The organism is Actinomycetospora sp. CA-053990, from assembly GCF_050948445.1.
GTDB classification, from domain to species: Bacteria; Actinomycetota; Actinomycetes; order Mycobacteriales; family Pseudonocardiaceae; genus Actinomycetospora; species Actinomycetospora callitridis.
In genome coordinates, this window is sequence record NZ_CP192043.1 from 3,875,055 (window position 1) to 3,901,152 (window position 26,098).

Genomic DNA, 26,098 nt, shown 5'->3' on the forward strand with positions numbered 1-26,098 from the left:
CGGGAACGAGCCGGCGCCGCCGGACCCGTCGACCCCGCGGAAAGGGGTCGATCGTGCAGACGACCTATCGGGTGCTGGCCTGGATCCTCGCCCTGGAGGTGGTCGTCCAGGCGGCGGCCATCGCGTGGGCCCTCTTCGGTCTCTCCGCCTGGATCCAGGGCGGCGGCGTGCTCGACCAGGCGTCGATGGAGAGCGGCGTGGAGTTCGACGGCGTCGTGGGCTTCATGGTCCACGGGATGAACGGCACGATCATCGTGCCGGCCGTGGCGCTGCTGCTGCTGATCGTCTCGTTCTTCGCGAAGCTGCCCCGGGGCGTGGCGCTCGCCGCGGCCCTGTTCGTCATGGTCGTGGCACAGGTGCTCCTCGGCATCGTGTCCCACTCCGTGCCGGCCCTGGGCATGCTCCACGGCGCCCTGGCTCTGGCCATCCTCGTCACCGCCGTGCTCTCCGCGCGCCTCACGGGCGTCCCGCGCACCACGCGCGAGCCGGTCGCGATGGCCTGATCGGCGGACCGGACCGGAGCCAGGACACCAGATGCTGCGGGCGCGGCGCCGGACGTGGCGCACCGGGGTTCCCCGTCGGTCCCTGGTGGCCGTCGTCGTCGCGCTCGTGGTGCTGGTGCCGCTCGGGTGGATGTGGTTCGGCAGCCTCATGCCCGCCTCGTACTCCGTGGCGGACATGGGGACGCCGGACTTCGGCGGCGGCCCCGCCGGCGACCACGCGATGCACGGCACGGCGGGCATGGCCGGCGCGTCGGTGGACGCCCTGCGCGAGCCGCCGGGTCCGGCCGACGTCGACGTCACGCTCGTCGCGCGCGGCGGCCGCGTGACGCTGCCGTCGGGCCGGGTGATCGACGGCTTCACCCTCAACGGCACGACACCCGGCCCGGAGATCCGTGCGGTGCAGGGGCAGATGGTGCAGGTCCGTCTGGTCAACGAGAACGTGGCCGAGGGCGTCACCCTGCACTGGCACGGCTACGACGTGCCCGCGGGTGACGACGGCGTCGCCGGCGTGACCCAGGACGCGGTGCCGATCGGCGGCTCGTTCGTCTACCGGTTCCGCGCCGACCAGGCCGGCACCTACTGGTACCACTCGCACCAGGTGGCGGACCCGCAGGTCCGGGGCGGTCTCTTCGGCGCCCTCGTGGTGACGCCCACCGAGGGGCTGGGTGACATCGAGGGTCTGGACGACACCGCTGACATCACCGCCGTGACCCACGTCTACGAGGGCCGCCGCACGGTCAACGGTCTCGAGGGCGACGTCCCGGCCGAGGGCGCCCCGGGCACGCGGGTGCGCGTCCGTGTCGTGAACACCGACAACGGCCCGGTCCAGACGTGGGTCGGCGGTGCGCCCTACCGCCTGGTCGCGATCGACGGCCACGACGTGAACGCCCCGACGCCCACCACCGACGCGCTGTCGGTGACGGCCGGGGCACGCGCCGACCTCGAGATCGACCTGCCCGCCGACGGCGCCGGCGTGCGGGTCGAGATCGGCGGGGCCTCGGCCGTGACGTTCGGTCGCCCGCTGCCGGTGACCCCCCGCCCCGCGCGCGACCTCGACCCGATGCACTACGGCGCCCCGGCCGCCCTGGCCTTCGACCCGGATGCGGCGACCCGGCGCTTCGACTACGTCATCGGCCGCCGCCCGGGGTTCATCGACGGGGCGCCGGGCCTGTTCTGGACCGTCAACGGCCACATGTGGCCCGACGTGCCGATGTACGTGGTGCGCACCGGTGACGTCGTCCGGATGCACATCGACAACCGCAGCGGCGAGCTGCACCCCATGCACCTGCACGGGCACCACGCCGTCGTGCTCGCCCGCGACGGCGTGCCGGCCACCGGCAGCCCGTGGTGGGTCGACAGCCTCGACGCGCAGGACGGCCACACCTACGACATCGCGTTCGTGGCCGACAACCCCGGGCTCTGGATGGACCACTGCCACAACCTGACCCATCCGGCCGAGGGGCTCATGGCACACCTCATGTACGAGGGGGTGACGACGCCGTATCGCGTCGGTGGCGACAGCCACAACGACCCGGAGTGAACCACCCGTCCGACGCGGGGATACTGGTCGGTAACCACGCGGTCCCCTGGAGGGGACCTCCGGAGGTGACCGACCGATGACCGCTCCCCCTGCCGAGACCGGCACCGCGACGACCTGGGCGGGGTCCCGGGTGGACTCCTGGGTGGACTCCTGGGTGCCGGAGTACGCCACCCGGTGCGCCGAGGCCGTGGTCCACGCCCTGGACCTGCTCGACGGCGACGACGTCGAGACCGTGCCCGACACGACGGGGTCCGGGTTCACGCTGAACGTGCTCGCCGACCCGCCGCCGTCCGTGCGCGCGCTGCACTGGACGCCGGACACCGGGTGGACCGTCACCGGCGACGCCGCCTCGCGGCGGGCGCCGCGCTGGTCGCCGCTGCCCCTGGCGGCCGACGCCGATCCCCTGGAGCTCTGCGAGGCGCTGGCCTGAGCACCGGGCTCGTCGCGAGCGACGGGGACCGGGGCGCATGTGCCGGTGCGGGCCCCTCGTCCGCACCGGCCGCCGCCCCGGAGTCGGAACGTACCGGGCGGTCCCCTCGGCGGAAAGGCCGTCGTCGCGAGCCCGACTGCGCGGCGACGTACGCACAATGACGTACAGCGTCACCCGCACGGGTGGCCCTAGCCTCGCTGGTCGACGCCCGTCATCGACGGGCACGGGGGAGGCACGATGCCACGCCGGGGCCACGATCACCTGATCCACGAACCACGCATCCGCCGGGTTCCGCGCAGGCCGGCGACGCCGAGCACGCCCGCGCCGCGCCGCGAGGAGCCGGCTCCGCGCGTGCCCGCGCCCCGCAGCCCCCACGACGAGGACCGCGCGACCGCCTAGGCGCGGCTCCCCGATCGGCGCAGCAGGCCGCCCTCGTCCGGCTCAGCCGGACCGTGCTCGGTTCGCGCTCGGTCAGTGCTCGATGCGACGGCGACGTCGGTCAGCGGTGGTGACCGCGCGCCCGACCGCGGGGACGGTGGTCGCCCCGGTCGTCGGCGCCGTCGCCCGCGCGCGCCTGCGCCCGCCAGCGGTCGAACCAGCGGTCCCAGGCCTCGGCGGCCCGGGCGTCGGCGTCACGGGTGCGCCGCGTGGTGGTCGACGTGGAGTCCGAGGCTTCCGACGACGAGGCCACGTCCTCGACCGCCGAGGCCCGGGACGACGACGTGGTGGTCGTGGTGGGCTCGGGGTCGGCCGGGATCACCGGCGGCGCCGCGATCGGCACCGGGGCGGCCAGGGGCGTGGCGCCGACCTCGGGCGCCGCGATCGGCAACGGGTCCGACGTGTTCGTCGACGCCGCCACGAGCCCCGCGGCGCCCAGCATCCCGACCAGCCCGGCACCGACGGCGGCGACCTTCCGGGAGGAACGGGAGCGCAGGGCGCCCGCCCCGTCATCCACCGACGTGGCCACGCGGGTGCGGGCCCGGGAGGCGGCCAGGGCGGCGGAGACGGCGGCCGGGACGGCGATAGGGCCGGTGTGGGACTCGTCGGCGTCCGGCTGGGGATCGGACGGCCGGGGATCGGACGGCCGGGGATCGGAGGCCCGGGACTCGCTCGGGAGCCGGACGGCGGGCACCGACCCGGAAGGAGCCGACAGCCCGGCCAGCGCCGTGATCGCCGGGAGCGGGCCGGACGCCGGCGTCCCGGCCAGGGCGGCGAGCATCCGCGCCGCCTCCGCGGCACTCGGCCGCCGCGTCGGGTCGTGGTCGAGCAGGCTGCGCAGCACGGGCGTCAGGTCCCCCGCGCGGCGGGCGGGCTGGACGTGCCCGGTGGCGACCCGGGAGAGCACCTCGAGGGCGTTGCCCCCGTCGCCGGCCGGCGGGGTGCCCTCGAGCGCGGCGTAGAGCGTCGCGCCGAGGGAGAAGACGTCGGCGGCCGCGGTCGCGATGCCGCCACGGGCCAGCTCGGGCGCCATGTAGTGGGGCGTGCCCGCGACGAGCTGGTCGGAGGTGCCCGGGTCGGTGTCGACCACGGCGATGCCGAAGTCGGTGACCGTCACGACGTCGTCGTGGCCGATCATGATGTTGGCGGGCTTCACGTCGCGGTGGACGATCCCGCGGCTGTGCATGGCGCACAGGCCGTCGGCGACCTGCGCGCCGATGGCGGCGACCCGGGCCGGCGGCAGGAGGCCCTCGCGGTCGAGGAGGTCGGCCAGCGACGGCGCGGCCACGTACTCCATGACCAGGCAGACCTCGCCGTCCAGCTCGGTCATGTCGAAGATGGCGGCCAGGCGGGGGTGGTGCAGCCGCGCGGCCACGCGGCCCTCGCGGTGCGCCCGCTCGCGGACCTGGCGGGCACGGGACTCGTCGAACGCGTGGCCCCCGTGGAGCCGCTTGATCGCGACGTCACGGTCCAGCAGCTCGTCGTGGGCCCGCCACACGGATCCCGATCCGCCCCGCCCCACGGGCGCGAGCAGCAGGTAGCGGCCGGCGACCCGGCGTCCGGGCTCGATCGTGGCCCGGGCGTCCCAGATGGCGCTCGGCACCGAGGTCGGTGTCGACATGCCCCTCCCCTCTGCTCCGTGACCGTGTATCGCGGGCCGTGACCAATCCGTTACCGAGCGATCCGGGTCGGGCCGGACGTCACCCGTTCGTGTCCGGCCGCATCCTCGCCGACCTCCGCCACGCGACGCCGACCGCCCCACCCGGGGCCGCCGCCCTCCCCGGGGTCGGCCCTGTGACCTGGGCCATGCCACCTCCGGTGCGCGGGGACACAGCGATCACGGCCCCTGTCGCGACGCGGAGCCGGTACCGTCGGTACCGCGTACTTCAAGTACTCGATTCGACGCGGAGGTCACCGCCGTCATGGCGATTTCGGACATCAAGGAGTTCACGCACCTGAGCGAGGCCGATGTCGCGGCCATCGGGCGTGAGTTCGACGCGATCCGCCGCGACGTCGAGGCGTCGCGCGGTGAGGACGACGCCGCGTACATCCGCGGCGTGATCAAGCTGCAGCGCCGCCTCGAGATCGGCGGGCGTGTGGCGCTCGTCGGCAGCATCCTGCCGCCGCTGTGGCTCGCCGGCACCGCTGCCCTGGCCGCCTCCAAGATCATCGAGAACATGGAGATCGGCCACAACGTCATGCACGGCCAGTGGGACTGGATGAACGATCCGGAGATCCACTCGGCCATCTGGGAGTGGGACAACGTCTGCCCCTCGGAGCAGTGGAAGCACTCCCACAACTACCTGCACCACACGTACACGAACGTCATCGGCAAGGACAAGGACGTCGGGTACGAGATCCTGCGGGTCTCGTCCGACCAGCCGTGGCACCCGTACTACCTGGGGCAGCCGCTCTACAACGCCCTGCTGATGTTCCTGTTCCAGTGGGGCGTGGCGCTGCACGACCTCGACATCGACGGCGCCGCGAAGCTCGACGCCGACCCCGAGGAGATGAAGGCCAAGCTCCGCCAGATCGGGCGCAAGGCCGGCAAGCAGGCGGTCAAGGACTACGTGTTCTTCCCGGCCCTGTCCGGCCCGTTCTTCCCGGCGACGATCGCGGCCAACGCGACGGCGAACCTCATCCGCAACGTGTGGTCCTACGCGATCATCTTCTGCGGCCACTTCCCCGACGGTGCCGAGGTGTTCACCGAGGAGGAGCTCGAGGGCGAGACGTGGGGCGAGTGGTACCTGCGCCAGCTGCTGGGCTCGGCGAACTTCACCGGCGGGAACCTCATGCACCTCATGAGCGGGAACCTGGGCTACCAGATCGAGCACCACCTCTTCCCCGACCTGCCGTCGAACCGCTACCCGGAGATCGCGGAGAAGGTGCGCGACATCTGCGCCCGCTGGGACCTGCCCTACACGACGGGCCCGTTCCCGAAGCAGTTCTGGCAGTCGACCCGGTCGATCTGGAAGCTCTCGCTCCCCGTGGCCGGCGAGCTCAAGCGCTTCGTCGACCGCCTGACGGGCCGCGAGAAGCCGGTCGCCGAGGCCGACGTCCCGGCCCCCCGCACCGAGGTCCGGGTCGACGAGCCGGTCGCCGCGTAGGTACGTGAGCGAAATTCACGGCTATAGCCGTGAATTTCGCTCACGGGTCAGGCCGCCGGATCGACGACCACGAAGTCGTCGGGCATCGGGCGGCCGTCGAGGTGGGCCCCGAGCATCTCGCGGACGCCCTCGGCGATCTTGGCCTGCGCCTCCTGGGTCATCCCCGAGCAGTGGATGGTCATGGCCTCCGAGCCCTCGGGCAGCGAGCGCCAGGGGTGGTCGGCCGGCGCCGGCTGGGGGTACCAGGTGTCGCCGGCGTAGCCCGCGAGGTGCCCCGACTCGACGGCCTCGACCAGCGCGTCGCGGTCGACGATGGCGCCGCGGGCCGTGTTGACCAACCAGGACCCCGGCTTCATCGCCTTCAGCCGCTCCGGACCGAACAGCGCCTGGCTGCCCTCCATCAGCGGCAGGGCCAGGCAGATGACGTCCGACTCGGCGACCAGGGTGTCGAGACGGGCGTAGCGCACGCCCAGCGAGGCCTCCTCGCCGGCCGAGCGCCGGTGGTTGGCGTAGTAGAGCATCCGCACGTCGAAGCCCTTGAGCCGCAGCGCGGTGCGGGCGCCGATCGCCCCGAGCCCCACGATGCCGACGGTCTTGCCCTCGAGGTCGTGCGACGGCCCGGCGATCTTCGCGACGTCCCAGCCTCCCTCGCGGGCCTCCGTGTGGGCCGGCACGAAGTTCCGGACCAGCGCGAGGATCTGCAGGACGTTGTGCTCGGCGACGCTGACGACGTTGCTGCCGGTGACCTCGGCGACGGTGATGCCGTGCTGCTTCGCGGTCTCGGGGTCGGTGTGGTCGGAGCCGATGCCCGCGGTGATCACCAGCTTGAGGTTCGACGCCTTCGACACGCGCTCGGCGTCGAGGTAGACGGGCCAGAACGGCGTCGTGATCAGGACCTCGGCGTCGGAGAGCTCGGCGTCGAGCCCCTCGCCGGTGTCGGTGGTCGTGACCAGCTCGTGGCCGCGCTCCGAGAGGAACTCGCGCAGCCCGAGGGCCCGGTCCGCACTGGCGGGGACGTCGACGTCGACGGCGTCGGACGACGGGTAGGACACGTAGACGACCTTCATGAGGTCGGCTACCCGGCGGCCCGACGCCGATATCGGTGGGGCGTGCCTCAGCCCGGCAGCGTCTCCCCGCCGATGGGCGCGAGCACCTCGCCGGTGTAGTACGAGGACATCCGGTCCGACGCGAAGAACACGAAGGACGGGGCGATCTCGTCGGGCGAGGCGGGGCGGCCCATGGGGGCCTGCGCCCCGAAGGAGTCGACCTTCTCCTCGGGCATCGTCGCCGGGATCAGCGGGGTCCACACCGGGCCGGGCGCGACGCAGTTGACGCGGATCCCGCGCGGCAGCAGGACCTGCGCGAGCGAGTACGTCAGCGCGTGGACCGCGCCCTTCGTCGCCGAGTAGTCGATGAGCGACTTGTTGCCGCGCAGCCCGTTCACCGAGCCCGTGTTGATGATCGCGGAGCCCTCCCCCAGGTGGGGCAGCGCGTCCTTGGTGACCCAGAAGAAGCTGTGGATGTTCACGTCGAACGTGCGGGCCCACTGCTCGTCGGAGAGCTCCTCGAGCGACCCGACCGGCTCCTGGGTGGCGGCGTTGTTGACGACGATGTCGAGCCCGCCGAGCTCGTCGGCGGCGCGCTCGACGGTGCGGCGGCAGTGGTCGCGGTCGGCGAGGTCCCCGGGCAGGCACACGCACCGACGGCCCCGGGCCTCGACGAGCTTCTTCGTGTGCGTCGCGTCGTCGCCCTCGGAGAGGTAGGCCAGCGCGACGTCGGCGCCCTCCTCGGCGAAGGCGACGGCCACGGCGCGCCCGATGCCGGAGTCGCCGCCGGTGATCAGGGCCTTCCGGCCGGCCAGCAGGTCGCGCCCGACGTAGCCGGTCATCTCGTCGTTCGGCTCGGGGTCCATCGATCCGGTGCTGCCGGGGTAGGTCTGTTCCTGGGGCGGGGGCTGCTCGCTGCTCATGCCCCACGGTCTTGACGACGACGGCCGCCCCCGAAACGTGGGGGCGAGCCCGTCAGCGCAGCGAGGCGATCTTGTCGAGCACCGTCTTGCGGTTCTTGGTGCGGCGCTCGTAGGCGTCGATCTTGCCCAGGTCCGTGGCCGAGAGCCCCTCGAGCTTCGCCGTGACGTCACCGACGTTCAGGTCGTCGTAGTCCTTGATCGGCAGGTCGTCCTCCACCGACACCGCGCCCTTGGCCTCGCCCTCCGCGGTCTCGGCGCCGGGCACCTTGCGCGCCTGGTCCGCCGCGGTCCCGGCCACGCTGCCCAGCCCCGAGCCGAGGCGCTCGAGCAGCGCGGGGAAGGCCGTGGCGAGCTCGCGGGTGAACGACGCCTGGGCGCGCGCGAAGGCCTGCACCCACTCCGCCGTGCGGTTCCCGGCGGCCTCCTCGGCCTCGGCGACGTTCTCGAGCAGCTCCTTGTACGCCCGCAGCGACTCCTCGCCGCCCTGGCGCGCGCGGCTCATGATCTGCTCGTTCAGGCCGCGGACCTGCTCGACGACCTGCTCGACCTTCGGGTTACCGGCCATGACTCCTCCTGGGGACGTGTGCCTCGCTGCATCGGCAGCACCTCGTTTCCCGGACAGAGGTCTCCCCCAAACAGGTCAGCGCCCTCGACGTTCCGGGGGCGGACGGGTCGTGGCCCCGCCGCGTGTTCCGACGGCCGGGACGCGTCGTGTGACGGGGCTCGCAACGCCACCTACAGTGGTGACGACGACGACACCGTCGGTGAAGGAGAGCTCGGCATGCGCACTCGTAGGCCCCGCCACGTCCGGCTGACCGAACCCCTGGTCCGCGAGAACGGCGAGCTGCGGCCGGCGACCTGGGACGAGGCGCTGGAGCGCGCCGCCGCCGGCCTGCGCGGCGTGCCCGCCGAGGCCTTCGGGATGTTCAGCTGCTCGAAGGCCACCAACGAGATGAACTACGCCGCGCAGAAGTTCTCGCGGGTGGTGATGGGCAGCAACAACGTCGACAGTTGCAACCGCACTTGACACGCTCCCAGTGTCGTCGGTCTGACGACGGTGTTCGGTGCCGGCGGCGGCACCTCCGCCTACGTGGAGGCGGAACACGCCGACCTCATCGTGCTGTGGGGCTCCAACGCGCGGGAGACCCACCCGATCTTCTTCCACCACGTGCTGCAGGGCATCCGCCGCGGCACCCGCATGTACTCCGTGGACCCGCGCCACACCTCGACCGCGCAGTGGGCCGACGCCTGGCTCGGGCTCGACGTCGGCACCGACATCGCGCTGGCCAACACGATCGGCCGCGAGATCATCCACGCCGGCCTGGTGAACGAGGCGTTCGTCGAGCGCGCGACCACGGGGTTCGAGGAGTACCGGGCGACGGTCGAGCCGTACACGCTGGAGCGCGGCGAGGAGATCACCGGCGTCCCGGCGGCGACGATCCGCGAGCTCGCGCACGCCTACGCCCGCGCCGACCGCGCCCAGATCTGCTGGACGCTCGGCATCACCGAGCACCACAACGCGGCCGACTACGTGTTCGCGCTGATCAACCTCGCGCTGCTCACCGGGCACGTGGGCCGCTACGGGTCCGGGCTGGTGCCGCTGCGCGGGCAGAACAACGTCCAGGGCGGCGGTGACATGGGCTCGATCCCGGCCAAGCTGCCGGGGGGCTACGACGTCCACGACGAGGACGCCCGCGCCCGCTTCGCGTCGGTCTGGGGCACCGACGACTACCCCCGCGAGCCCGGGATGCACCTGTCCCAGATGTTCGAGGCGATGGAGCGCGGCGAGCTCAAGGCCCTCTACTGCATCGGGGAGAACCCGGCGGAGTCCGAGGCCAACGCGACCCACGCCCGGCACATGCTCGAGGGCCTGGACACCCTGATCGTGCAGGACATCTTCCGCACGGCCACCGCGGAGCTCGCCGACGTCGTGTTCCCCGCGACGGCGGACTGGTGCGAGTACGAGGGCACGGTGACGAACTCCGAGCGCCGGGTGCAGCGCGTCCGCAAGGCGATCGACCCGCCGGGGCTCGCGCGCCCGGACACCCACGCCATCTGCGCGCTGGCGACCAGGCTCGGGCACGACTGGGGCGAGCCCACCGCCGAGGAGGTGTGGGACGAGCTGCGCTCGGTGTCGCTCAACTGGCACGCCGGGATGAGCTACGAGCGCCTCGACGAGCTCGGCGGCATCCAGTGGCCGTGCCCGTCGCTCGACCACCCCGGCACGCCGCTCATGCACGCGAGGCTCTGGGCCGACGACCCCGCCGACCGCGGGACGCCGGCGCCGTTCACCGCGGTCGAGCACGTGGCGCCCGTCGACGTCCTCGACGACGAGTTCCCGATCCGCCTGACCACCGTCCGCCTGCTCGACGCCTACAACTCCGGGGTGCAGACCGGCGGCTACGCCTCCCCCATGCGCCGGCCGGAGTCGTTGCGCATCGACGCGGAGGATGCCGCCCGCCTCGGCATCGAGAACGGCGAGCGGGTGCGCGTCGTGTCCCGTCGCGGCGCGGTCGAGGCACCGATCGGCATCGACCCGTCCCTGCGTCCGGGGCTCGCGTCGTTCACACCGCACTTCAGCGAGGAGGTCGACGTCAACGTGCTGACGAACGACGCGTGGGACCCGAAGTCGGGGACCTCGGAGTTCAAGGCCACCGCCGTCCGTGTCGAGAAGATCGGCGCCCGGAAGGCGGCCCAGACGGCTGCCCACACGAGCCCGCTGCCCGCGGCGGGGAGCTGACGAATGGACCTGCACCTCTCGCAGGCCGAGCCCACCGCCCTGGAGCGGGACGCCATCGACGGGGCGTTCGCCGGGCTCGCCCACCCGACGGTGCACGACGACCGGCCCCTGCGCACGGCCCACGCCGGCCACGACGCGCGGGCTCAGCGGCACCTGCTGCTGCCGGTGCTGCACGCGGCCCAGGACGCCACGGGGTGGATCTCCGAGGGCGCGCTGAACCACATCGCCCGCACGTTGTCCGTGCCACCCGCGGAGATCTACGGGGTGGCCACGTTCTACGCGATGTTCTCGGTCGAGCCGCGGGCCCCGCGGGTGGTCCACGTCTGCGACGACGTCGCCTGCGGCCCGTACGGCGGCGAGGACATCGCGACGGCGCTCACCGACGCACTCGGCCCCGAGGGGACGGGGCAGGACGCGTGCTGGGTGCGCAGCCCCTGCCTGGGGTTGTGCGAGCGCGCGCCCGCGGTCCTCCACCAGCGCGCCGGCGAGCCCGACCTCAGCCAGGCCCCGGCGGCGCCCGACGACGTGCTGGCCACCACGCGCGCCCGGGGCGGGGGCCGCCGACCAGGCCGACGCCGTCTTCGGCGACACCCGGGTCAGCGCGCCGCAGACCGGGCCGGGCGGCACGCTCCGGGCGGGGGCCCGCTGCGGCTCCTGCGCCGGGTCGGCGTCGTCGACCCGGGCAGCCTCGACGACTACCGCGCCCACGGCGGGTACGCGGCGCTGCGCCGCGCGATCGACATGGGTCCGACGCGGGTGATCACCGAGCTCGAGGACTCGTCGCTCACCGGCCGTGGCGGCGCGGCGTTCCCCACCGGCGTGAAGTGGAAGGGCGTCGCCGGCGCCCCCGAGCGCCCGCACTACCTGGTGTGCAACGCCGACGAGTCCGAGCCCGGGACGTTCAAGGACCGCGTGCTCATGGAGGGCGACCCGTTCGCGCTCATCGAGTCGATGACGATCGCCGGCTACGTCACCGGCGCGCACGTCGGCTACCTCTACATCCGCGGCGAGTACCCGCTGGCCACCCGCCGGCTCATCGCCGCGATCGACGCCGCCCGCGCCCGGGGCTACCTCGGCGATGACGTGATGGGCGAGGGCTTCGCCTTCGACATCGAGCTGCGCCGGGGCGCCGGGGCCTACATCTGCGGCGAGGAGACCGCGCTCCTCGAGTCGATCGAGGGGTTCCGCGGCGAGCCGCGCAACAAGCCGCCGTTCCCCAGCGTGTCGGGGCTGTTCGGCAAGCCGACGGCCATCAACAACGTCGAGACGCTCTACAACGTCCTCGAGGTCCTGAGCATCGGCGGGCAGTCGTTCGCCGAGGTCGGCGGCGGGCGCTCCACGGGCTCGAAGCTGTTCTGCCTGTCCGGCGCGGTCGGCGCGCCGGGCGTCTACGAGGTCGACTTCGGCACCACGCTGCGCCAGCTGCTCGACCTCGCCGGCGGCGTCCGGGGCGACCTGCGCACGATCCTGCTCGGCGGCGCGGCCGGCGGGTTCGTCATGCCGGAGGACCTCGACGTCGTCCTCACGCTCGAGGGCGCGCGCGACATCGGCGCGACGCTCGGGTCGGGCGTCGTCCTCGTCTTCGACAGCCACGCCGACCTCACCGGCACGCTGCGGCGCATCGCGGCGTTCTTCCGCGACGAGTCGTGCGGCCAGTGCGTGCCCTGCCGCGTCGGCACCGTGCGCCAGGAGGAGGCCCTGGCCCGTCTGGAGCGGGACGCGCCGATCGGCTCGCGGGAGACCGAGATGGCGCTGCTCGAGGACCTGGCCCGCGTCATGCGCGACGCCTCGATCTGCGGCCTCGGCCAGACCGCCCCCGCGGCGATCACGTCGGCGCTGCAGCTCGGGCTGCTCGACCGGCCTGCGAACGGCTCCCAGAACGGGAAGGTGCCCTCAGCATGACCACCACGGGCAAGGGGCCTGCCGGCCCCGGCGGCGGCTCGAGCGCGCCGGTCGACGAGACGATCGACGGCGCGGACGAGGCCGTCGGCGGTGCGGCGATCGGGACGGCCCTCGAGGAGGGGCCGCCGCCGGGCGAGCGCACCGACGGCGACACCCACCCGTCGTCTCCGGTCGGGCCCACCGTCATCGACCCCGCCGCGCCCACCCGCACGCCCGAGGAGCGCCTCACCAGCGGCCCGGTGATGCTCGGGACGATCAAGCGCCGGGTGACGTTGCAGCTCGACGGCCGCGAGGTCCGGGTGCCCGAGGGCGCCACGATCCTCGACGCGCTGCACGACGAGGGCACGCCGGCCCAGGCCGACACCCCCACGCTGTGCTGGGCACCGAACATGGACCCCATCAACGCGTGCCGGGTCTGCGTGGTCGAGGTCGAGGGCTCGCGTGCCCTGGTGCCCTCGTGCGCGCGCAAGTGCGAGGACGGCATGGAGGTGCGCACCGACACCGAGAAGGTCCGCCACAGCCGTCGGATGGTGCTCGAGCTGCTCACGTCGTCGGTGGACATGGACCGCGCGAGCGCGGACGTCCAGCGCTGGATCCGCGAGTACGAGGTCGACGCCGCGCGCTACGGCCCGCCCGCGCCCCCGGCCGCCGCGGGCGAGCGCGACCGTCGCCACGCGGGGCACCACGACGCCCCGGACGGAGCCACCGCGGCCACCGTGCAGCAGCCCGTCAAGATCGACAACGAGCTGTACGTGCGGGACTACTCGCGCTGCATCATGTGCTACAAGTGCGTCAACGCCTGCGGCACCGACACCCAGTTCACGTTCGCGATCGCCGCGGCCGGGCGCGGGTTCGACGCCCGCATCGCCACGGAGTTCGACGTCGACCTGCCCGACTCGGCGTGCGTCTACTGCGGCAACTGCATCGGCGTGTGCCCCACCGGGGCGCTCGTGTCGGTCCGCGAGCACGAGCTGCGCGAGGCCGACGACTGGCATCCCGAGGAGGAGACCGTCACGACGACGATCTGCTCGTTCTGCGGGGTCGGCTGCAACCTCGAGCTGCACGTCCAGCAGAACGAGATCGTCAACGTGACGAGCCCGTCCGACCACTCCGTCACCCACGGCCACCTCTGCATCAAGGGCCGGTTCGGATTCCAGCACGTGCAGAACCGGTGACCCGGCGTCAGGAGGCTGACCCGGGCGGTCCACCCCTGCGGGTCGAACGGCCGAACTCGACCGGCCATCGGGGCCCAACGCCGTGGCGGCGCTGTCCCCCGGGGCCGCGCTACTGATTGGCTGCGCACAACAGGCCCGCCGACGAAGGAGGCCCACCGTGGCGAAGACGTCGCAGAAGACCGATGAGGTCCTGAGCGGCCTGCAGCAACTGATCGAGGCCGGACGTGTGGCCGAGGTCGAGCAGGTCCTCACCACCCTGATCGAGAGTGAGCCGGCGCAGGACCCGACCGTCGAGGAGCGCGAGACGCGCTCCTACGCCGAGGGCATGCGCGACGGGATCGCGCTCGCCCGGGGCCTGGCCGGCGACGCCGGCCAGGACGACTGACACCTGCGTTCCGAGCGGTCCAGCCGAGGGCCGCTCCCTTGCCTGGAGGACACACACCATGACCGCTGCGGCCGCCGTCGACGACCGTCCGGCTCCGCAGGCCCCCGCACTCGCGGAGGCCCCCCAGGCGACCACCGAGGAGATGCCCTCCGCCGGCGACCGGCTCAAGCAGGTGGCCATCGCGGCGCTCGACAAGCTGGCCGGCGCCGCCGTCGTCAAGGTGGAGGAGCTCTCCGACAAGCTCGGGGACATGGCCGCCGACGCCGTGTCGGGCAACATGCCCACCGGGGTGGGCGCGAACGCCCTGATGAAGGGCGTCCTCGCGAAGATGGAGGGCAAGAACCCGGTCATCGCCGCGCTCAAGGGTGCCTTCGGCGCGATGAGCACCGGTACCAAGATCTGGCTGTCCCTCGCGCTGATCCTCCTCGCGGTCCTCTCCCCCGTGGCGCTGCTCGTGCTGGCGCTCGTGCTGCTCGTCGCCGCGATCGTGGGGGCGGTCAAGGGCTGAGGCGGACCCTGAGGCGGACCCCGGCGCCGGACCGCCTCAGGTGCCCTCGGTCGCGCCCGTGGAGGCCGTGGCCATGGCCGGCTCGCCCGTCGGCTCGGGGGGCGAGCCCTGGGCACCGCCGCCTGCGTCGGCGACGTCGCCCGCCTGGTCGTGGGCGTGCTGCGCGGGACGGGCCGGGGAGCGCAGTCCCTCGTAGATCGCGGGCTGGATGTCCCAGGAGTTCCAGTACTGCGCCCCGGGCAGGTCGGTGTAGTGCACCGTGACCTCGAAGTCCTCGCCGTCGAGCCCGTTCTTGCGCAGGAACGTCATCTGGTCGTCCAGGTCGTCCCAGAAGCAGGTGATGCGGGCGCCCGGGGACAGTGAGGTCAGGCCGATGGTGAACAGCGGCAGGCCGGAGATCTCGACCCCGTCGGAGCTCTCGATGGGGTGTGAGAACTCGAAGGTGATGTTCTTGGCCGGCCCCTGCCCGACGTTCTCGACGGCGAGGCTCAGGGCCCGGGTCCCGTGGTCGAACTCGTCGTGCACGGCGACCACCGGGCGGCCCCCGGCGAGGAACTCCTGGCGCACCTCCCGCACCGACTCGCGCGCGGCGCGGAGCTGGAACCAGATCACCACGATGAACGCGGCGTAGAGCAGGGGCGACAGCGTCTGCGCGACGCTCGTGACGATTTCCAACGCGGGCACGGATCCTCCTGGGACGCGGGGCGGCCCGGACACACGTCCGCGGACCGGCCGTCGAGACGGCCGGTCCGCGGGTGTGCTGTCAGGTCCGCCTCAGCGGATGCCGACGACCTCCTGGGCCAGCGCGGCGTGGCGCGTCTGGGCGGCGGAGACGACACCCGAGCGGTTCTTGTTCGCCTCTTCGTAGACGATGACCTTGTTCAGGTCCTCGACCTGGTCGAGCTGCTTGATCTTCGAGACGGCGTCGTTCACGCCGAGCTCGTCGTACTTGCCGATCGGGAGCTCCGAGGCGTGCAGCGCCCCGAGCCGGGTGCGGGCCTCGTGCAGCGCCGCGGCGGCGTCGGTGGCGCCCTCACGGCGGCTGACCTCCTCGGCGCGGTCGAGCGCGGCGTCGCGGCCGGTGACGACCACGTCGCGGGCGTCCTCGCCGAAGCGCGCGGCGCGGCCGGCGGTGTCGGCGACGACGGTGCGGACCTGGTCACCACGCTGCTGCAGGCGCGCGGCGAAGCGGCTGACCTGCTCGCGGGCGAAGTTCACCGGGAGGCTGACGGCGCGGGTGGCGCCGCCGGCGACCATCTGCAGCGGTGTCGGACGCAGGGCGGGCGGGCCGCCGAGCGCGTGCTCGGCGAGCACGGTGGTCAGCCACTCGATGGTGGCCTCGTGCGCCTTCTGGATGCGCTCGGCGAGCTTGGTGACGCCGTTGTCCTTGGCGGCCTCGGCCAACGCGCGCAGGTACACGGCGCGGTCACGGAGCTGGTGCTCCAGCGTCAGGTCGCCGAGCAGCGCCTCGTCGACCGGGCCGGCCTGCTCGACGGTGGCCTTGACGACCGCGCCGACGCGACCGACGAGCGGCGACACGACGTCGGCCACCCCACCCAGACGCTGCAGCTCGCGGGTGAGCTCCTCGGTGCGTCGCTCGGCGTTCCGCGCGTTCTCGGACAGCTCACGACGGACGGCCTCGGTGCGGGCCTGGCTCACGCGGATACGCGCGACCTGGACCTCGGTCTGGGTCAGCTGCACCATGGCGCGGAGCTGGGCGATCATGTCGTTCGTGGTGCTCACACTTCTCCTGGGATCACATCTGGTTGCGTGCGTGTGTTCGCGTGGTCCGGCGCGGAGGCCGGACATCGGCCGACCTACTGGCCGGTCACTCATCGGCTACCCGACCGCCCCCGCCGCCTAAGCGTTCGGCGGCCCGATCGGTCCGTGCGCTGGGACACGTGAACGACCGGCCGAGGGCGGGACCGAGGTTGTGTCGGCGCTCACCACTGGGCATCCCGGCGGGCATGTCGGAACCCTCGAATGCGCACCGTGAACCTCCGAACCCCGACGCGCAGCGGACCCCGGAGCAGCACGACCAGGTCGGCCGTGGCTCCGGGCCCTATGCCCCCGGCGGCCGCGACGACCAGGGCAACCCCGTCCCGTCGGTGCCCCACGAGGGGCTGCTGGGACGGATCGCGACGGCGATCGTCGCCGGTGAGGCCGTGGTCCTGGCCGCGGTCGGCGTCGCCGGCGTGGTCTCGAGCTGGGGCGAGGGCTTCACCGCCCAGGTGCCGGACACCGTGCTCGCCCTGCGGCTCAACCCCGCCCTCAGCGTCCTGCTGCTGGTCACCGCCGTGCTCGCGGTGGTCTCCCTGAAGTCCCGCAGCCTCCTGCGACGCTTCGCCGGCCTCCAGGCCGTGGCCTACCTGCTGCTGTTCGTGTTCGGCGCGGCGTACAGCGTGAACACGGGCAACGCCACGTTCCTCGACCTCAACACGCCGGACCTGGTCCTCTTCGGGGTCCTGGCGATCCTCGGCTTCATCGTCGTCATGATCTCGAGTGCCCGGATCGTCGAGCCGCCGCCCGGCCCGCTGCCCTACCCGGACGCGGTGCCGAGCGCGCAGCAGGACGACAGCCGGCAGGACAGCCGTCAGGACCGCCGTCAGGACCAGGACCAGCGCTGACGGGTCTCAGGCCAGCGGACGCCGTCCGTGGTGCTGCAGGCGGTCCTTGACCAGCACCACCGCCCCGCCGAGCACCACCACGAGGCCGATGTCCGCGGCGGCGCGCTTGAGACCACCGAGCGCGACCTCGAGGTCGCCGGCCGCGAGCCCCACACCGACGAGGCCCGCGGCCGGCACCAGCGCCAGCGCGATGAGGGCGCCGGCGAGGACGGCCTCGCGGAACGACGTGATGATGACGAGCCCCGCGAGCGCGCCGCCCGCACCCACCAGCCAGTCGGCGGCCGTGGGGTCCATGACCATGTGGACGCCCTCGCTGCTCGCGAGCACGCCGGGCTTGGCGAGGCCCAGCGCCCGCAGCACGAGGAACGCGACCCCACCCGCCGCGGCGAGGATCGCGTAGCCGACCAGGACGGAGACCAGGGCCCGACGGATGCGGTAGAGGTCGGTGCGGATCAGGGCGAGGCCCAGCTTGGCGACGGGCTCGAAGGCCGGGGCGATGATCGCCGACGCGGCGAGCGCCAGGGCCTGCGGCACCGGTGGGGAGAGCAGGCCCGCGACGGCGATCGCGCCGCCCAGGGCCATGAGCACGAGGTAGTTGACGCTCATGCGGCCGTGGTGGCGCAGCGTCCGCTCGAACTCCTCCCAGGGCGACTCGTCGGCGTCGTCCTCGATGGCCTCCTGCGCGCCGGTGGCCACCACGCTCTCGGTGCGCACGGTGGCGACGGTGACCGGCCCGTGCTCCCGGGCGCGGTCCACGGTGGACAGCACGGAGTCGATGGAGCGGTTGAGGACGTGGAGGGACAGCACGTCCCCCGCGGGCTTGAGGGACCCGCCGCGCTGCAGGGTCAGCGCGAGGACACCGTCGTGGTCCTCGAGCTCCCCGAGCACCTCGTCGGTCGCCGCGGCCGGCACAGTCACGTCGATCTGGTGGTGCATCTGTCCTCGCTCCTCAGCGCTCGGTGGCGGGGTGGGTGACGGACGTGCTGGTGTGCGGCACGACGGCGCGCACGACGACCAGTTCCTCGGTCCTCTGGTCGTCCGTGACCAGGCCGCGCTCGCGCAGCAGCGCGTGGCGCGCGGTGAGGACGGGGCCGAACGGGTGCTCGTGGCGCACGACGACCTCGGCGTCCATGCCCTGCGCGCGGAGCCGGGCCACGGTGACGGCGGGGTCGTTGAGCGAGGAGTGGACCACGAGCAGCCGCCCGCCGGGACGCAGGACGCGCGGCGCCTCGTCGCACACCCGGTCGAGCACCGCGCGCCCGTCGCGGCCGCCGTCGTAGGCCCGCGCGAGCCCGTGCTCGGGGATGTCGTCGGTGGCCGCCGGCACGTAGGGCGGGTTCGAGACGACGACGTCGAACCGCTCCCCCGCCACCGGCGCCGTCAGGTCACCACGGCGCACGCGCACCCGGCGTCCCTGCCGCAGGGCGTTGAGGCGCGTCGAGAGCAGCGCGCGGCGCGAGACGTCGACCGCGGTCACGTCGGTCCCCGGGACGCCCGCGGCGACCACCGACAGGGCGCCGGCCCCGGCGCCCAGCTCGAGGACCCGGCACGCGCGGGCGGCGCCACACCCGTGGTCGGTCAGCTCGCGGCGCAGGACGTCGGCCAGCAGCCACGTGTCGCGCTGGACCGGGTAGACGCCCGGGACCCGGAGCACCTGGTGGTGCGGCGTGATGTCGACGGGTGCAGCGGGCGAGGTCCTGCGGGGGTCGGGGGCGACGGTCGTCATGGGCTCCTCGGCTCGGCTCGGTGGTGACGAGTCGGGTCGCGGGCGCCTCGCACGGCGCGCCGGTCGCCGACCTCGGCGTCGACCCAGGGCCAGGCGTTACCCGGGAGGAGGTCCGCGCATGGGGTCTCGGACATCACGTGCGAGATCCGTCGGATACGGCGACCCGATCGGGTACCACCGCGAACTCCATCGATGTGAAGGAGCACTCCGTGCCCGTCCTGCCCCGTCCCCGAGGACCGGTCTCGACCGCCGTGCTCGACGTGCTCTCCGGACGTCGGCCGGCGTCGGAGCTGCCCCGGCGTCCCGACGCCGAGCCCTTGGGGGACGACCTCCAGCTCGCGCTGTACTGCTGCTACGAGCTGCACTACCGGTCGTTCGACGGCGTCGACGACGTCCTGGAGTGGGATCCCGACCTTCTGGCCCTGCGCGGCCACCTCGAGGACCTGTTCCTCGGTGCCGTACGCGCGCAGGTCGAGGGTGGCGACGACGTCGAGGCGGCCGTCGACGCCCTGCTCGTGGAGCCCGTCGAGGGCAGAGGGCCGTCGTGGCACCTCGCCCGCGACGGCGAGCGCTGGCAGCTCGACGAGTACGTCGCGCAGCGCTCGCTCTACCACCTCAAGGAGGCCGACCCCCAGGCCTGGGTGATCCCGCGGCTCGACGGCGTCGAGGGACGCGCGAAGGCGTCGCTGATGACCGTCGAGCACGACGAGTACGGCGCCGGGCGGCCCGAACGGGTGCATGCGCGGATCTACGCCGAGATGATGACGGGCCTCGGGCTCGACACCACCTACGGCGCCTACCTCGACGTGGCGCCCGCGGAGACGCTCGCGACCGTGAACATCATGTCGCTGTTCGGGCTGCACCGTCGGTGGCGCGGGGCGTCGGTGGGCCAGTTCGCGCTCATCGAGATCACGTCACCGCCGGGGTCGGCGCGCCTCGTGCGCGCGATCGAGCGGCTGGGCCTGCCGGCGGAGGTGACGGCGTTCTACGCCGAGCACGTCGAGGCCGACGCGGTGCACGAGCAGCTCGTGCGCCGGGACCTCATCGCCGGGCTGCTCGAGTGCGAGCCGGAGCTGGCCGCGGACGTCGTGCTCGGCATCCAGGCGTCGACGCTGCTCGAGGACCGGCTGGCCGATCACCTCACGGCGGCCTGGTCCGCCGGGGAGTCGTCGTTCGTCTCCCGGGCGCTCTCGCCGGCCTGAGCCGGGCGGACCTTCCGCCGGTGGCTCGTGTCGCAGAACGGGTAGCGCTTCGTCCGCCGGCACGCGCACAGCGCCACGACCGGCCGCTCGCTGGTCACCGTCGTCCCGTCGGGCAGCTCCAGCTCGACCGGGCCCTCGACGAGGAAGGGCCCGCCCTCGGTCATCGTGATGCGGGTGGGTCCTGACGGTGCGGCCATGGACGGCGTCTACCCCGTCGACGGCTCCCGGCACACGCGCCGGGCGAGCGTCACGATGTGCCGGGCGAGCTCGGCGGGCCGGGTCTGGGGCAGGTTGTGCGCCCCCTCGGTCATGGTGACGACCTCGATCCCCGGCCGGGTCGCCGCGAGCGCGTCGAGCCAGCCGGACGGGGCCAGGTGGTCGTGGGGTCCGCCCACGAGCAGCACCGGCACCGTCGTCGCCGCGAGGGTGGCCCGCAGGTCGCGGCGACGGGCGGCGCGCAGCGCGCGGGCGAACCCCGACAGCCGGGTCGTCGCGTAGGAGCGCAGCATGCCCGGCACGCGGCGCGGGTCCTCGCGCGCCGCGGTGCGCAGCCAGCGCACGACCAGGCGGCGCCGGGGCGACATGCGCGGATCGGCGGTCGGGCCGACGAGCACGAGGCCGGCCACCGTGTGCGGGTGACGCCGGGCGAGCTCGGCCACGACCTGGCAGCTCGCCGAGTGCCCGATCATGACCAGCGGCCCGCCGGTGAGGCCGTGCTCGTCCAGGCGCCGCGCGAGCTCGTCGGCCGACGACTCCGGGTCGAGCGCCGTACCGGGGTCCGCGCGGAGCCCCATCGCCGGCAGGGCGACCACCGCCGTGGGGACGGCGGCGCCGAGCGCGTCGACCAGTCCCCCGTACGACGCGGCCGTCAGGCCGAGGCCGGGGACCGCGACCGCGACGGGGCGGCCCGCCGGCGGCAGGAGGACGGGACGCGGGGGCATCCCGGGGACTACCCGGCCCCGCGCGGGGTGGTGTCGGCCTGAGACCGACCCCTCACCCCGACCCGCTCAGCGCTCCCGCCGGGCGCCGCCGGCCGGGTGGACCTCGCGCACCACGGGCTCGGGGTGGCCGTCGGCGGCGGCCCGGCGCGTGACGGCCTCGGCGATGTCCTCCGCGGCGCGGGCCGGGGTGAGCACCAGCGCGCTGCCGCCGAACCCGCCGCCGACCAGCCGCGCGCCGAGCGCCCCGCGCTCGAGGGCCGCCTCCACCACGGCGTCGAGGGCCGGCACCGAGACCTCGAAGTCATCGCGCAGCGAGGCGTGCGATGCCGTCAGCTCGGGCCCGACGTCCGCGGGGCGACCCGCGCGCAGCAGGTCCACGACGCGGTGGACCCGCGCCTGTTCGGTGACGACGTGGCGGGCGCGGCGCAGGAGCGTCCCGTCCAGCCGGTCCAGCATCTCCGGCGTCGCGTCGCGCAGGGCCGGGACGCCGAGTGCCCCTGCGGCGGCGACGCACGCGGCGCGCCGGTCGGCGTAGCCGCCGTCGGCGAGGTCGTGGCGCACCCGGGTGTCGACCACGAGCGTCACCAGCCCGTGGTCCCCCAGCCCGAGCGCGACGTGCTCGGCCTCGAGCGTGCGGCAGTCGAGCAGCAGCGCCGCCCCCTCGCGGCACAGCAGCGACGCCGCCTGGTCCATGATCCCGACGGGCGCGCCGACGACGTCGTTCTCCGCGCGGCGCCCGGCGCGGGCCAGCGCGAACCGGTCGAGGGGTGGGTCGAGCTCGCTGCCGGCCAGCTCCGCCACGGCCAGCGCCACCGCGGACTCCAGCGCCGCCGACGACGACAGCCCCGCGCCGAGCGGGACGTCGCCGTCCACCACCAGGTCCCACCCCGCGCCCGGCAGGCCCGCCTCGCGCAGCGCCCACACGGTCCCGAGGGCGTACGCCGACCAGCCGCGGGCACGCGGCAGCGCATCGAGCGTGGTGGTGACGACGTCGTCGGGCTCCTGCGCGGAGCGCACCGTCACGGTGTCGTCGGCACGGGCCGCGGCGGCCACCCGGCAGCGCCGGCCGATCGCGAAGGGCAGCACGTGGCCCTCGTTGTGGTCGGTGTGCTCGCCGATGAGGTTCACCCGGCCCGGCGCCGAGAACACGCCGTCGGGGTCGCGGCCGAGGGCGTCGCGGAAGGTGTGCGCGACGTCGGCGGTCGGCTCGGCGCTCACGCCGGCACCGTCGCGTCCGCGCACGCCGCCCGCAACCGCTCGGCGGCCACCTCGGGCGCGACGTCGGTGAGGTAGGCGCCGCCGAACGTCTCCGACCCGGCGAGGTACTTCAGCTTGCCACCGCCCCGGTGCGGCGGGCAGATCTCCAGGTGGAGGTGGGTGACGTCGCGGTCGGCGCCGTCGGTGGGCGCGGCGTGGATCCCCATCAGGTACGAGGCGCTGACGCCGAAGTACCGGTCGTAGCCGGCGAGCACCCGGGCCAGGACGCGGGCGAGGTCGGCGCGCGCGTCCGGGGTCAGCTCGGGCAGCGACGGGACGTGCGCCCGGCTCCAGATGTCGACCTCGTAGGGGAACCGCGCCCAGGGCGGGACGCCCGCGACGAAGTGCTCGCCGCCGACGACCTCGCGCACCCCGCCGGCCTCGGCCGCGACGACGTCGCAGAACACGCAGCGCCCGGTGCGGTCGTGGTGGGCGCGGGCGGCGGCGATCTCGCGCGCCGGGCGCGGCGGCACGTCGGGGTAGGCGTAGATCTGGCCGTGCGGGTGGTGCAGCGTCACGCCGACCGCCTCGCCCTTGTTCTCGAACGGCAGCACGTAGCGGACGCCGGGGTCGGCGCCGAGGTCGGCGACCCGACGCGCCCAGGTCTCGACGAGCAGGTGCACCCGGGCGACGCCGACGTCGGCGAGCGTCGCGTCGTGGTCATCGGTGAACACCACGACCTCGCAGTGTCCGTAGGCCGGCTCGACCGGGACGAGGTCGGTACCCGGGATCGCGGGCGCGGGCGGGTGCGGCGACAGCGACGGGAAGCGGTTGTCGAACACCGCGATCTCGAAGTGCTCGCGCGGGATCTCGGTCGGCGCGTGACCTGGCCGCGTCGGGCAGAGCGGGCAGGCGGTGGCGGCCGGCTTGTAGGTCCGGTCCTGACGGTCGGTCGCGAAGGTGACCCACTCGCCGTGGGTGGGGTCGTAGCGGCGCTCGCTCACGTCTCGTCCCCCGGTGTGACCCACGAGAAGAACCGGATCGTCCGCCCGTCGGCGAGCTCCCCGACCTCCTCCCCGACCTCCGGGCCGACCTCCTCGTCGTCCCCCACGTCCGGCGGGACCGACGCTCCGTCCTCGTCCACCGACACCTCCCCCTCGACGCCGGGCGCACGTCGATCTCGGTCCCGTGCATCATCACGTCCACGATCACGGCGGGCGACGCGACGCCGACGACGACGGCCGGCCGGGACCGCACCCCGGCACGAGCGCGGGGGCTAGCGAGCGAGAAGTCGGCGTTGTCCGCCGGGTCGGGGTCTTCGCTCGGGATCGACCCACCGTGGGGGCGTGAACCACGGTAGTCCGTCGATCATCTGCACGGTCCAGTGGCCGTGGTGGATCACCTGGTGGTGATGGCGGCACAGGAGGGTCAGGTTCTCGAGGCACGTCGGGCCCTCGTCCGCCGCCCAGTGCTCGACGTGGTGGGCGTGGCACCGCCGGGGGCGTCGCGTGCAGCCGGGGAAGGCGCAGCCGCCGTCGCGGAAGGTCAGCGCCCGGCGCATCGCGTCCGGGATCAGGCGGGAGCGACGGCCGATGTCCAACGGCTCCGACTTCGCGCCCAGCACCATCGGCACGATCTCGGCGTCGCAGGCCCAGCGGCGGATCGTGGCGGGATCGGACAGGGCGCCGAAGTCGAGCGTGCCGTGCCCGACGGCCAGCTGCAGCCACCGGAGATCCATGGTGATCGTCAGCAGCGGCCGGCCGGGGCTCCGCGGCGCCTCGCGGGTCGGCGCGGGCGCCTCGGGGCGGCGCGGCTCGGGGATCAGGGCGGGCTGCACGTCGTCCGCAGGCGACCGGCCGTCCGCCTCGGGGTCGGCGCCTGGCTCCGTGTCCGGCTCGGTGTCCGGCTCGGTCGCCCCCTCGCGACGCGCCTCGGCCGCGAGGCCACCCGGCCCCGCAGCGTCCTCCACCAGGTCCTTCAGCGCGGAGGCGTTGCGACTCGGGCGGTCGCGGGCGTCGTCCGGCCCGGTCGGCGTCGCGAGGGTGTCGAAGACCTCCCAGATCAGCTCCGCGTCCACCGGGTCGCGGAACCGACCCTTGATCACCAGCGAGCCGTCCCGGCGGCGGGTCACGTACAGCTCGTCCCATCGGTCGGCGCCTTCCTCCGGCGCCGCCCCGTCGGGATCGAGGTGATCGAGCAGCCGCTTCGCGACCTTGTCCAAGGCGCGCGGCGGCAACCTCGTCGCCTCGTCCGCGAGGATGCGCTCCGCGTCGACCACGTCCCACGGGTCCACGTTCTCGGCCTTCGCGAGCCGCGCCATCGCCTTGCGGATGATCTCGACATGGTCGTCGTCGACCAGGCCCTCGGCCATCACCCGCGCGGTGGTGGGCATCCGGACCGGCAACGGCTCGCCCCGGAGCGACAGCTGCGGAGTCAGGTCCTCGGACTCGCCGACCAACCGTCGGGCGTCCTTCAGGTCGATCCGCAACGAGTCCTGCAGCAACCGCTCCGTGGTGCGGTTCCCGGTGGACACCGCCACCCCGAGCCGCTCCAGCTCCGCGACATCCTCCAGCAGCCGGTACTGCTCGCACCGGAGGGCGACCATCCGGGCACGGAGACGGTCGAGCGCCGCGCGCTCCGCCGTCCCCACACCCCGTTCGCTCATGTGTTCGATTCTAGAGCGGACCCCCGACACCGCGGGCCCGAACGGGAGAAGAGGGCCCAGGCCAGTCCGGTGGGGTCAGTCCGGTGGGGTCAGTCCCCCGACCCGTCGGCGAGCTTGTGCACGGCCTCGGCGAAGGCGTCGGCGGCGCGGAGGCGGGCGGTCAGCGAGCGACGGCCGGTGTCGGTGAGGCGATAGCGGCGGGGATCGCGGGACTGGCGGGACACGAGGCGGTTGCGGGCGAGGCGGTGCAGCGTCGGCACGAGGCGCGAGAGCGGCATGTCGAGAGTGGCGCCGGCCTGCTCGCGCAGGCGGTCCGCGATCTCGTCGTGACGTCGCGGGGCATCGGCCAGCGCGGCGAGGACCAGCGCATCGACCTGGCCCCGGTCCCGGATGCGGGCGCGCGGTGCGGAGGCGCGGCGGGTCGTCGTGGTCATCGAGCCAGGATGGCCCCGCGCGACGTTCCGGCAAACGGGGCCGTTGGGCCCAGCCGGGAAGGCCGGACGGTCCAGGAGGTGCGCCGCACGAGCGCCTCGTACCCTCCGGCGCCGTGAGCACGCACGATGTCACCGGCCGGGAAGCGGTCGAGCGCGCCCTGGAGGCCGCCGGGTCGCCGCGGGAGATCCGGACCTTCGACACCCCGGTCCCGTCGGCGGCGGCCGCCGCGGAGCAGCTGGGGTGCGAGGTCGGCGCGATCGCCAACAGCCTGGTCTTCACCGCCGGCGAGGAGGCCCGGGCGGTCCTCGTGCTCGCGTCCGGCGCGCACCGCGTCGACCCCCGGCGCCTCGCCACCCACCTCGGCGTCGCGAAGCGCCGCGTCAAGCGCGCCGACCCCGACACCGTCCTGCGGGCGACCGGCCAGCACGTCGGAGGGGTCGCGCCGGTCGGTCACCCGGCACCGCTCCCCTGCCTCGTCGACGTCGCGCTGACCGCGTACCCGACCGTCTGGGCCGGCGCTGGGGACGAGCACTCGATGTTCCCGACCACCGCCGAGGAGCTCGTCGCCCTCACCGGCGGGACGCTGCTCGAGGTCGCGGACGACTGAC

At 74.0% G+C, this 26,098-nt stretch carries 27 protein-coding genes; 12 read left to right on the forward strand and 15 right to left on the reverse strand.

Annotation, left to right across the window (positions count from 1 at the left end; genetic code table 11):
• Positions 1-53 precede the first annotated feature (53 nt).
• The 3 genes from ACQPYN_RS19905 to ACQPYN_RS19915 all read left to right on the forward strand — a co-directional run bounded on the left by ACQPYN_RS19905 (position 54) and on the right by ACQPYN_RS19915 (position 2,473).
• Entirely contained in the window at positions 54-503 is a 450-nt protein-coding gene (locus ACQPYN_RS19905) for a DUF6220 domain-containing protein (RefSeq protein ID WP_433026520.1), read from the forward strand.
• Between the two features lie 31 nt (positions 504-534).
• Positions 535-2,043: a multicopper oxidase family protein gene (locus ACQPYN_RS19910; RefSeq protein ID WP_433026523.1), complete on the forward strand. Its 1,509-nt coding sequence runs from the start codon at positions 535-537 to the stop codon at positions 2,041-2,043.
• Between the two features lie 76 nt (positions 2,044-2,119).
• Positions 2,120-2,473, forward strand: coding sequence for a hypothetical protein (locus tag ACQPYN_RS19915; RefSeq protein ID WP_433026526.1), 354 nt, complete (start codon positions 2,120-2,122; stop codon positions 2,471-2,473).
• A gap of 499 nt (positions 2,474-2,972) precedes the next feature.
• Here ACQPYN_RS19915 and ACQPYN_RS19920 read toward each other — a convergent pair whose 3' ends face one another.
• Positions 2,973-4,532 carry a serine/threonine-protein kinase gene (locus ACQPYN_RS19920; protein WP_433026529.1) on the reverse strand — a complete coding sequence of 520 codons (1,560 nt, stop codon included), beginning with the start codon at positions 4,530-4,532 and terminating at the stop codon, positions 2,973-2,975.
• Positions 4,533-4,833: 301 nt separating this feature from the next.
• On the opposite strand from ACQPYN_RS19920, the gene ACQPYN_RS19925 reads away from it, so the two are divergent.
• Positions 4,834-6,018: a fatty acid desaturase family protein gene (locus ACQPYN_RS19925; RefSeq protein WP_433026532.1), complete on the forward strand. Its 1,185-nt coding sequence runs from the start codon at positions 4,834-4,836 to the stop codon at positions 6,016-6,018.
• 47 nt (positions 6,019-6,065) lie between these two features.
• Here ACQPYN_RS19925 and ACQPYN_RS19930 read toward each other — a convergent pair whose 3' ends face one another.
• Genes ACQPYN_RS19930 through ACQPYN_RS19940 form a run of 3 tightly spaced genes read right to left on the reverse strand, consistent with a single transcriptional unit; the run spans position 6,066 to position 8,552 of the window.
• Positions 6,066-7,085 (reverse strand): NAD-dependent formate dehydrogenase, encoded by a 1,020-nt coding sequence (locus tag ACQPYN_RS19930; protein ID WP_433026535.1) that lies wholly within the window; start codon positions 7,083-7,085, stop codon positions 6,066-6,068.
• 47 nt (positions 7,086-7,132) lie between these two features.
• The gene (locus ACQPYN_RS19935; RefSeq protein WP_433026538.1) at positions 7,133-7,987 is read right to left on the reverse strand and encodes an SDR family oxidoreductase; all 855 of its coding nucleotides are present in this window, start codon (positions 7,985-7,987) and stop codon (positions 7,133-7,135) included.
• Positions 7,988-8,039: 52 nt separating this feature from the next.
• Positions 8,040-8,552, reverse strand: a complete 513-nt coding sequence (locus ACQPYN_RS19940; protein WP_433026541.1) for a hypothetical protein — start codon at positions 8,550-8,552, stop codon at positions 8,040-8,042.
• A 216-nt stretch (positions 8,553-8,768) separates the two neighbouring features.
• Here ACQPYN_RS19940 and ACQPYN_RS19945 point away from each other — a divergent pair, with 216 nt between their 5' ends.
• The 5 genes from ACQPYN_RS19945 to ACQPYN_RS19965 all read left to right on the forward strand — a co-directional run bounded on the left by ACQPYN_RS19945 (position 8,769) and on the right by ACQPYN_RS19965 (position 14,697).
• On the forward strand, positions 8,769-10,727 hold the full coding sequence (locus tag ACQPYN_RS19945) for a molybdopterin oxidoreductase family protein (RefSeq protein WP_433026544.1): 1,959 nt from the start codon (positions 8,769-8,771) through the stop codon (positions 10,725-10,727).
• A gap of 3 nt (positions 10,728-10,730) precedes the next feature.
• Positions 10,731-12,629 (forward strand): NAD(P)H-dependent oxidoreductase subunit E, encoded by a 1,899-nt coding sequence (locus ACQPYN_RS19950; RefSeq protein WP_433026547.1) that lies wholly within the window; start codon positions 10,731-10,733, stop codon positions 12,627-12,629.
• A complete protein-coding gene (locus ACQPYN_RS19955) occupies positions 12,626-13,804 on the forward strand; it encodes a 2Fe-2S iron-sulfur cluster-binding protein (protein WP_433026550.1) in 1,179 nt (392 codons plus the stop codon). The genes ACQPYN_RS19950 and ACQPYN_RS19955 overlap by 4 nt, the downstream gene beginning before the upstream one ends.
• Positions 13,805-13,961: 157 nt before the next feature.
• Positions 13,962-14,189: a hypothetical protein gene (locus ACQPYN_RS19960; protein ID WP_274195369.1), complete on the forward strand. Its 228-nt coding sequence runs from the start codon at positions 13,962-13,964 to the stop codon at positions 14,187-14,189.
• Positions 14,190-14,247: 58 nt separating this feature from the next.
• Positions 14,248-14,697, forward strand: a complete 450-nt coding sequence (locus ACQPYN_RS19965; protein WP_433026553.1) for a hypothetical protein — start codon at positions 14,248-14,250, stop codon at positions 14,695-14,697.
• 36 nt (positions 14,698-14,733) lie between these two features.
• On the opposite strand, the gene ACQPYN_RS19970 is transcribed toward ACQPYN_RS19965, so the two are convergent.
• Positions 14,734-15,381: a hypothetical protein gene (locus ACQPYN_RS19970; protein ID WP_433026556.1), complete on the reverse strand. Its 648-nt coding sequence runs from the start codon at positions 15,379-15,381 to the stop codon at positions 14,734-14,736.
• 90 nt (positions 15,382-15,471) lie between these two features.
• Positions 15,472-16,440 carry a ferritin-like domain-containing protein gene (locus ACQPYN_RS19975; protein WP_433026559.1) on the reverse strand — a complete coding sequence of 323 codons (969 nt, stop codon included), beginning with the start codon at positions 16,438-16,440 and terminating at the stop codon, positions 15,472-15,474.
• A 224-nt stretch (positions 16,441-16,664) separates the two neighbouring features.
• On the opposite strand from ACQPYN_RS19975, the gene ACQPYN_RS19980 reads away from it, so the two are divergent.
• On the forward strand, positions 16,665-17,324 hold the full coding sequence (locus ACQPYN_RS19980) for a DUF4383 domain-containing protein (RefSeq protein WP_433026562.1): 660 nt from the start codon (positions 16,665-16,667) through the stop codon (positions 17,322-17,324).
• Positions 17,325-17,330: 6 nt separating this feature from the next.
• Here ACQPYN_RS19980 and ACQPYN_RS19985 read toward each other — a convergent pair whose 3' ends face one another.
• Together ACQPYN_RS19985 and ACQPYN_RS19990 are read right to left on the reverse strand one after the other, a co-directional pair.
• Positions 17,331-18,260 carry a DUF389 domain-containing protein gene (locus tag ACQPYN_RS19985; RefSeq protein ID WP_433026564.1) on the reverse strand — a complete coding sequence of 310 codons (930 nt, stop codon included), beginning with the start codon at positions 18,258-18,260 and terminating at the stop codon, positions 17,331-17,333.
• A 13-nt stretch (positions 18,261-18,273) separates the two neighbouring features.
• Complete coding sequence (locus tag ACQPYN_RS19990) at positions 18,274-19,050, reverse strand: HemK2/MTQ2 family protein methyltransferase (RefSeq protein WP_433026567.1); 777 nt, start codon at positions 19,048-19,050, stop codon at positions 18,274-18,276.
• Between the two features lie 209 nt (positions 19,051-19,259).
• Here ACQPYN_RS19990 and ACQPYN_RS19995 point away from each other — a divergent pair, with 209 nt between their 5' ends.
• Positions 19,260-20,252, forward strand: a complete 993-nt coding sequence (locus ACQPYN_RS19995; RefSeq protein WP_433026570.1) for an iron-containing redox enzyme family protein — start codon at positions 19,260-19,262, stop codon at positions 20,250-20,252.
• On the opposite strand, the gene ACQPYN_RS20000 is transcribed toward ACQPYN_RS19995, so the two are convergent.
• The 7 genes from ACQPYN_RS20000 to ACQPYN_RS20030 form a co-directional block, all read right to left on the reverse strand.
• A complete protein-coding gene (locus ACQPYN_RS20000; protein WP_433026573.1) occupies positions 20,186-20,449 on the reverse strand; it encodes a CDGSH iron-sulfur domain-containing protein in 264 nt (87 codons plus the stop codon). The two genes, ACQPYN_RS19995 and ACQPYN_RS20000, sit on opposite strands and share 67 nt — an antisense overlap.
• Before the next feature lie 9 nt (positions 20,450-20,458).
• Complete coding sequence (locus tag ACQPYN_RS20005; RefSeq protein ID WP_433026576.1) at positions 20,459-21,193, reverse strand: alpha/beta fold hydrolase; 735 nt, start codon at positions 21,191-21,193, stop codon at positions 20,459-20,461.
• Positions 21,194-21,259: 66 nt separating this feature from the next.
• A complete protein-coding gene (gene galK, locus ACQPYN_RS20010) occupies positions 21,260-22,411 on the reverse strand; it encodes a galactokinase (protein ID WP_433026579.1) in 1,152 nt (383 codons plus the stop codon).
• Entirely contained in the window at positions 22,408-23,394 is a 987-nt protein-coding gene (gene galT, locus ACQPYN_RS20015) for a galactose-1-phosphate uridylyltransferase (protein ID WP_433026582.1), read from the reverse strand. The genes galK and galT overlap by 4 nt, the downstream gene beginning before the upstream one ends.
• The gene (locus ACQPYN_RS20020) at positions 23,391-23,534 is read right to left on the reverse strand and encodes a hypothetical protein (RefSeq protein ID WP_433026585.1); all 144 of its coding nucleotides are present in this window, start codon (positions 23,532-23,534) and stop codon (positions 23,391-23,393) included. Before ACQPYN_RS20020 ends, galT begins: the two co-directional genes overlap by 4 nt.
• Before the next feature lie 132 nt (positions 23,535-23,666).
• Positions 23,667-25,055 carry a DUF222 domain-containing protein gene (locus ACQPYN_RS20025; RefSeq protein WP_433026588.1) on the reverse strand — a complete coding sequence of 463 codons (1,389 nt, stop codon included), beginning with the start codon at positions 25,053-25,055 and terminating at the stop codon, positions 23,667-23,669.
• A gap of 89 nt (positions 25,056-25,144) precedes the next feature.
• Positions 25,145-25,489 (reverse strand): PadR family transcriptional regulator, encoded by a 345-nt coding sequence (locus ACQPYN_RS20030; RefSeq protein WP_433026591.1) that lies wholly within the window; start codon positions 25,487-25,489, stop codon positions 25,145-25,147.
• Between the two features lie 113 nt (positions 25,490-25,602).
• Between ACQPYN_RS20030 and ACQPYN_RS20035 the strand changes: the two genes are divergently transcribed.
• Entirely contained in the window at positions 25,603-26,097 is a 495-nt protein-coding gene (locus ACQPYN_RS20035) for a YbaK/EbsC family protein (RefSeq protein WP_433026594.1), read from the forward strand.
• Position 26,098 lies beyond the last annotated feature (1 nt).